6 protein-coding genes and 1 pseudogene are annotated in these 6,739 nt (G+C 73.4%); 3 read left to right on the top strand and 4 right to left on the bottom strand.

The window, feature by feature from the left end; translation table 11 throughout:
* On the bottom strand, window positions 1-525 hold a 525-nt coding region (locus tag ACZ7EC_RS18545), incomplete at its 3' end, for a hypothetical protein (protein ID WP_471063765.1).
* Between the two features lie 80 nt (window positions 526-605).
* On the bottom strand, window positions 606-1,037 hold the full coding sequence (locus tag ACZ7EC_RS18540) for a helix-turn-helix domain-containing protein (RefSeq protein WP_471063763.1): 432 nt from the start codon (window positions 1,035-1,037) through the stop codon (window positions 606-608).
* A gap of 188 nt (window positions 1,038-1,225) precedes the next feature.
* Between ACZ7EC_RS18540 and ACZ7EC_RS18535 the strand changes: the two genes are divergently transcribed.
* Window positions 1,226-1,963 (top strand): N-acyl homoserine lactonase family protein, encoded by a 738-nt coding sequence (locus tag ACZ7EC_RS18535; protein WP_471063761.1) that lies wholly within the window; start codon window positions 1,226-1,228, stop codon window positions 1,961-1,963.
* On the opposite strand, the pseudogene ACZ7EC_RS18530 reads toward ACZ7EC_RS18535, so the two are convergent.
* A pseudogene (locus ACZ7EC_RS18530) lies at window positions 1,938-2,420 on the bottom strand (alpha/beta fold hydrolase); the annotation flags it as partial. The gene ACZ7EC_RS18535 and the pseudogene ACZ7EC_RS18530 overlap by 26 nt on opposite strands.
* A 23-nt stretch (window positions 2,421-2,443) precedes the next feature.
* Between ACZ7EC_RS18530 and ACZ7EC_RS18525 the strand changes: the two are divergent.
* A complete protein-coding gene (locus ACZ7EC_RS18525; protein WP_471063759.1) occupies window positions 2,444-2,803 on the top strand; it encodes a CGNR zinc finger domain-containing protein in 360 nt (119 codons plus the stop codon).
* Between the two features lie 80 nt (window positions 2,804-2,883).
* Entirely contained in the window at window positions 2,884-5,250 is a 2,367-nt protein-coding gene (locus ACZ7EC_RS18520; protein ID WP_471063757.1) for an ATP-binding cassette domain-containing protein, read from the top strand.
* 337 nt (window positions 5,251-5,587) lie between these two features.
* Here ACZ7EC_RS18520 and ACZ7EC_RS18515 read toward each other — a convergent pair whose 3' ends face one another.
* Entirely contained in the window at window positions 5,588-6,547 is a 960-nt protein-coding gene (locus ACZ7EC_RS18515; protein WP_471063755.1) for a phosphotransferase family protein, read from the bottom strand.
* Between the last annotated feature and the right edge of the window lie 192 nt (window positions 6,548-6,739).

Here is a 6,739-nt window from a genome sequence, read left to right as displayed (position 1 = left end):
CTTCTCCGCGGCGGCCTCGGGCGTGGCGACCTTGGGGCGGCCGGCCTCGTCCCTGACCTCGACGGGCTCGGGCTTGCCCTCGACGGCGATGGCCAGGTCCTCGATCTCCTCGGCGGCCTCGCCGCGCCAGGTCTTCACGGCCTGCTCGCCGTGCTCGGCGACCTTCTCGTACGTCTCGCGGGCCTTGACGGCGTACTCGGCGGCGACGCCCACGCCGCGCAGGGCGAGGTCCTGGGCCTGCTCGCCGAGCTTCTTCAGGTCCACGTCGAAGCCGCCGATCAGCTCGGTGACCTTGGCCTGGAGGCTCTCCTGGGCCTCCTTGGCACGGGCGGTGGCCTTCTCCTGCACGGCCTTCGGGTCGGTGCCGCGCACCTTCTCGATCCGGGCCGGGGCCTCGGTGCGCAGCTGCTCGACCAGCGCGGGCACCTTCTTGGCCTGCTGGAGGGCGAGGTCGGCGGTGCCGGCGGCGAAGTAGAGCGGGGTCGGGTCGCTGAGGGTCTTGCGCAGGTCGTCGGTGATGGCCATGGTGATCAGGTCCTCCCGGATCTCGCGTTCGGCTGAGGTGGTGTGGGTTCGCGGTGGGCGCCCGGTGCCCTGGTCCGGCGTCAGCCGGCCGTCCGCCGCGAACCGGCATCGTCGGTGTCCGTTCCCTGCTCCGCGCCGTCCTCACCCGCGGGTTCGCCGGTCCCGAATCCGTTCTCTTTCCGGAAGGACTCGTAGATCTGGAGCAGCACCTGCTTCTGCCGCTCGTTGAGCGAGGGATCGGCGAGGATGACGGCGCGCGTCTCCACTTCGTCCCGGTCGCGCTCGGCGTCGAGGATGCCGGCGCGGACGTACAGCGTCTCGGCGGAGATGCGCAGGGCCTTGGCGACCTGCTGCAACACCTCCGCGCTCGGCTTGCGCAGCCCGCGCTCGATCTGGCTCAGATACGGATTGGACACCCCGGCCGCCTCGGCGAGCTGCCGTAGCGACAGCTGGGCGTTCCGCCGCTGCTCGCGCAGGTACTCACCGAGATTGCCGACGTTCAGCGATGCCATGCCTCCACCATGCCCCTCCCTGCTAACAATTGCAAGCACCTGCTTGCAAGAGTGTGCCGATCCGGTGGCGCCGGAAGGGCGGACGCGGTGCCGGAAGGGCGGGTGCGGGGATCGGGTTCGCGGTGTCCGGTCGTCTCGCTGTCGGTGGATCGGCTGGTTGTCGTGCGGCGGCCTGTCAGGATGGCGGCATGGGGAGGAATACGGCGGTGCGCCGCCTCGATCTGGGGTATTTCGTCCGGCCCGCGTCGGAGACGGGCGGTCCGCAGCCGCGGGTCGAGCCGGTCCTCGCCTATCTGGTGCGGCACGACAAGGGGCTGATCCTCTTCGACACCGGCATCGGCGCCGCGGACCCCGAGACCGAGGCCCACTACCGGCCCCGGCGGCGGGCGTTGCGGGACGCGCTGTCGGCGTCCGGGGTCGCCCTCGACGACATCTCGCTGGTCGTGAACTGCCATCTGCACTTCGACCACTGCGGCGGGAACCCCCTCCTGGGCGGCAGGCCCATCCTGGTCCAGGGCGTCGAACTGGCCACCGCCCGCCGGGGCGACTACACCTTCGCCGAGCTGATCGACTTCCCCGGCGCCACCTACGAGGAGATCTCCGGCGAGGCCGAGGTCTGGCCGGGCGTCCGGATCATCCCCACGCCGGGGCACACCCGGGGGCACCAGTCGCTCGTCGTCCGGCGGGGCGACGGCACAGTGGTCCTCGCGGGCCAGGCCTGTGACTTCGCCTCCCACTTCGCCTCCGCCCAACTGGCCCGCCACGCGGCACTCGACGGCGCGGAGCAGCCGCTCCCTCCCTACCAGCCCTGGCTGGACCGCCTCGCCGACTTCGACCCCCGACGCGTCTTCTTCGCCCACGACAGCTCGGTGTGGGAACCACCGCTGCCGACAGGACGGCTCAGCGTGCCTCCGCGCATCGAGTGAGGAAGGCGGAGACCAGGGGGGCGATCTCGGGGAGGTGGTCCTCCAGGGCGAAGTGGCCCGTGTCGAACAGGTGGAGTTCGGCGGCGGGGACGTCGCGCAGGTAGGCGCGGGCGCCGGGGGCGAGCAGCTCGGGGTCGGCGGTGCCGGCTTCGTACTGGGCGCGGACGGACCGGTGGTCGCGCAGGTCGCGTACGGCCTCCTCGGCGCCCGGAGCTCCGGGGGTGAGGGCGGTGAACGCGCGGGCCGCGTCGGACAGCCCCTCCTCGTACGCGTTGCCGTTCTGCACGATCAGCCCCGCGATCCGCTCCGGATGCCGCAGCGCCAGCCGGAAGCCGACCGGGGCGCCGAAGTCGAAGAGGTACATCGCGAAGCGGGTCAGCCCGAGGCGCTCGGTGGAGCCCTCGACGATGTCGGCGAGCCGCTCGAAGGAGTAGGTGAATCCGTCCGGGACCTCGGTGTACCCGGAGCCCGCCCCGGCAGTTGTCCCGGTGGCTGGAGCTGGAGGCGGACCGGCTGCGGGAGAGCGGCACCGAGGAGCAGCCGGTGCCGGACGACCCGATCCCGGTACACGCCGTACGGGAGCACACCGAGGCCGTCGTCCGGGCGCTGCTGGAGGGGGCCGAGCCTCCCGCGGCCGCCCTGCGCGGGCTGACCGCGGCCGGGCTGTTCACCGACCCGGCGATCGGCAGGCTCAGGGAGTGCGGGGCGGACGGCTGCGTGCTGGTCTTCCTGCCCGCGCACCCCCGCCGCCGCTGGTGCTCCCCCGCCCGCTGCGGCAACCGCGCCCGCGTCGCCCGCTACTACCAGCGGCACAACGCGGCGCAGCCGCCCCGGACCTGAGCGCGGGAGGCAGGGCGGGTGCCGGAACCGGTCAGGATCGAAGAAGCGGCGGACCGGCGGGCCCGGCTACCGTGGCCCGCATGGACGCCGCCAACGCCGCCCCCGCCGACAGCCACGATCTGATCCGGGTGCACGGAGCCCGCGAGAACAACCTCAAGGACGTCAGCGTCGAGATCCCCAAGCGCCGCCTGACCGTGTTCACCGGGGTGTCCGGCTCCGGCAAGAGCTCGCTGGTGTTCGACACCATCGCCGCGGAGTCGCAGCGGCTGATCAACGAGACGTACAGCGCGTTCGTGCAGGGCTTCATGCCCACCCTCGCGCGGCCCGAGGTGGACGTCCTGGACGGGCTGACCACCGCGATCATCGTGGACCAGCAGCGGATGGGCGCCGACCCGCGCTCCACCGTCGGCACCGCCACCGACGCCGGCGCCATGCTCCGGATCCTCTTCAGCCGGCTCGGCACCCCGCACATCGGCTCGCCCAAGGCGTTCTCCTTCAACGTGGCCTCGATCAGCGGGGCGGGCGCGGTCACCGTGGAGCGCGGCGGCAGGCAGGTCAAGGAGCGGCGCAGCTTCAGCATCACGGGCGGTATGTGCCCGCGCTGCGAGGGCCGGGGCACCGTCACCGACCTCGACCTCACCCAGCTCTACGACGCCGGCAAGTCGCTGAACGAGGGCGCGCTGACCGTGCCCGGCTACAAGGCGGGCGGCTGGAACTTCCGTCTGTACGCGGAGTCCGGCTTCGTGGACCCGGACAAGCCGATCCGCTCCTACACCCAGCGGGAACTGGCCGACTTCCTGCACCGCGAGCCGACCCGGATGAAGATCGCGGGGATCAACATGACCTACGAGGGTCTGATCCCGCGCATCCAGCGGTCGATGCTGGCCAAGGACCGGGAGGGGATGCAGCCGCACATCCGGGAGTTCGTGGACCGGGCGGTCACCTTCACCGTGTGCCCGGACTGCGACGGCACCCGGCTGACCGAGGCGGCCCGCTCCTCGAAGATCGCGGGGATCGGCATCGCGGACGCGTGTGCGATGCAGATCAGCGATCTGGCCGAGTGGGTACGGGAGTTGGCGGAGCCGTCGGTCGCGCCGCTGCTGGAGTCGCTGCGCGGCACCCTCGACTCGTTCGTGGAGATCGGCCTCGGCTACCTCTCGCTGGACCGGCCCTCGGGCACGCTGTCCGGCGGCGAGGCGCAGCGCGTGAAGATGGTCCGGCACCTCGGCTCCTCGCTCACCGATGTGACGTACGTCTTCGACGAGCCCTCCATCGGCCTGCACCCGCACGACGTGCGGCGGATGAACGCGCTGCTGCTGCGGCTGCGCGACAAGGGCAACACGGTGCTCGTCGTGGAGCACAAGCCCGAGGTGATCGCGATCGCCGACCATGTGGTGGACCTCGGCCCCGGCGCGGGCACGGCGGGCGGCACGGTCTGCTACGAGGGCGACCTCGCGGGGCTGCGGGCCGCGGGCACGCTCACCGGGCGCCATCTGGGCGACCGGGCGACGCTGAAGGAGACGGTGCGCAAGCCCACCGGCGCGCTGGAGATCCGCGGCGCGACGACGCACAACCTGCGCGGGGTCGACGTGGACATCCCGCTCGGAGTGCTGACCGTGATCACCGGGGTGGCCGGGTCCGGCAAGAGTTCGCTGGTGCACGGGTCGATCCCGGCCGGCGAGGGCGTCGTATCGGTCGACCAGGCGCCGATCCGCGGCTCGCGGCGCAGCAACCCGGCGACGTACACCGGGCTGCTGGACCCGATCCGCAAGGCGTTCGCCAAGGCCAACGGGGTCAAGCCCGCCCTGTTCAGCGCCAATTCGGAGGGCGCCTGCCCCAACTGCAACGGCGCGGGCGTCGTCTACACCGACCTTGCGATGATGGCCGGGGTGGCGACGACGTGCGAGGAGTGCGAGGGCAGGCGGTTCGAGGCGTCGGTGCTGCGGTACCGGCTCGGCGGGCGGGACATCAGCGAGGTGCTGGCGATGCCGGTGGCCGAGGCGGCGGAGTTCTTCGGCGCGGGCCAGGCGCACACCCCGGCGGCCCACCGGATCCTCGGCCGCCTCGCCGACGTGGGCCTCGGCTATCTCACCCTCGGGCAGCCGCTCACCACCCTGTCCGGCGGCGAGCGGCAGCGCCTGAAGCTGGCCACGCACATGGCCGACAAGGGCGGCGTCTACGTCCTGGACGAGCCGACCACCGGCCTGCACCTGGCCGACGTGGGCCAACTCCTCGCCCTGCTCGACCGGTTGGTGGACTCCGGCAAGTCGGTCATCGTGGTGGAGCACCACCAGGCGGTCATGGCCCATGCCGACTGGATCATCGACCTCGGCCCCGGCGCCGGGCACGACGGCGGCCGGATCGTCTTCGAGGGCACCCCGGCCGACCTGGTCGCGGCCCGCTCGACGCTCACCGGAGAGCACCTGGCGGAGTACGTGGGGGCGTGAAAGCCGGGGCGTGAGGGGCGGCGGGGCGTACGCGACGGGATCGGCGCGGCCCGCCGCGCCCTCACGCACTCCCTCACCTCTCGCACGTACTCCCTCACCCCTCGAACCCCTGCTCCTCCAGGATCTCCTCGATCCGTGCCCGGTGGGCCCGATGTCCCGGAAGGCGGCGACGTCCGGTGCCCCGGCGGTGAGTTCGGTCAGGCCCGGCACGCTATCCGGGCGCCCCTTCGGAAGGGCGGCGGCCGGCCGTGCACGGCGTCCGGGCGGGACACCGCCCGCGTCAGCACCGCGTACAGCCGGTGCTCCGTCGCACCCGTGGGGCGAGCCTGCGCAAGGCTCAGCCGAGGCCCGGCCGGGGCAGCCCCCGCCCGCGCCGGGACAGCCCGAGCGAGGCCGTCGCCGCCGCGAGGGTCATGCCGTACGACGCCACCGCCCGCCGCACGTTGGGCGCGTCCAGGCTCGATCCGGTGACCAGCCGGTCGAGGTCGACGTAGGCGGAGCGGACCAGCTCGATCCAGCGGTAGACCCGCCAGTCCTCCTGCCAGTTCCGGGTGTACCGCGCGTCCAGCCGGGCCGCCCAGCGGCGGAACATGCGGTCGCGGATCTCCGGCCGGGTCGGGGTGAGGTGCATGTGCCGGACCAGCTCGTACAGCGGGTCGCCGACCAGGGCCATCTCCCAGTCGATGAGGGTGAGGGCGGGGCCGTCGTCACGGCGCACCAGGTTCCAGGGGTTGAGGTCGCCGTGCAGCAGGGCGGGCGCGCGGTCGGTGACGTGGTGGCGGGCGAGGATCTCGCGCAGCCGGGACGCGTCCGGCAGGCCGAGGAGGCGGGCCGTCTGCCGGGACCTGCTCGGCAGCGCCTCGACCAGCGCGACGAGCTGTTCGCTGAGCCAGCCGTAGAAGCCGGGACGGCCGCCGAGCGGATCGATGCCGGCCGGGTCGACGCCGGTCAGCGCGGCCAGCTGGTCGACCAGGTGGTCCGCCTCGTGCGGGCGCAGCCCGTCGACCGGGTGGTCGGGGCGGCGGCCCGGATCGCCGGCGCCCTCGTAGGTGTGCACGGCGAACCGGTCGCCCCGGTAGCGGTGGGCGGGGTCGGTGGCGTGGCTGGTGCCCAGGGCGAGGACGCGGGGGGCGGCGACCGGCACCCCGGACCGTTCGATGGCGGCGAGGACGGCGTGTTCGCTCAGGAAGCTGCGCTCGCGGCGCAGGACGACGGTCGCCTCGCGCCGTACGACGACGGGGAAGCCGGTGCCGGGCACCCGGAGCACGGTGGTGAGGTGGGCGGCGCCCTTGAACACCCGCTCGGCCGGGGCGGCGCCCTCCAGGAACAGGGCGTCGGCGACCGCGTGGTGCGGGAAGTCGGGGTGTTCGGGGACCCGCCGGTCCGGTGTCCAGGCGATGGCGGGGGGGGGGGGGGGGGGGGGGGGGGGGGGGGGGGGGGGGGGGGGGGAGGGGGGGAGGGGGGGGGGGGAGGGGGAAAGGGGGTAGAA

The sequence above is a fragment of the Streptomyces sp. NPDC037203 genome (assembly GCF_055605065.1).
Note: the sequence above shows the minus strand (reverse complement) of the source record. Positions and strands in the feature narration are given on the sequence as shown.

Excerpts from the sequence above, each read along its gene's own strand:
- ACZ7EC_RS18520 (WP_471063757.1), top strand. The coding sequence starts at position 2,884 with ATGGACGCCGCCAACGCCGCCCCCGCCGACAGCCACGATCTGATCCGG.
- ACZ7EC_RS18535 (WP_471063761.1), top strand. The coding sequence starts at position 1,226 with ATGGGGAGGAATACGGCGGTGCGCCGCCTCGATCTGGGGTATTTCGTC.
- ACZ7EC_RS18540 (WP_471063763.1), bottom strand. The coding sequence starts at position 1,037 with ATGGCATCGCTGAACGTCGGCAATCTCGGTGAGTACCTGCGCGAGCAG.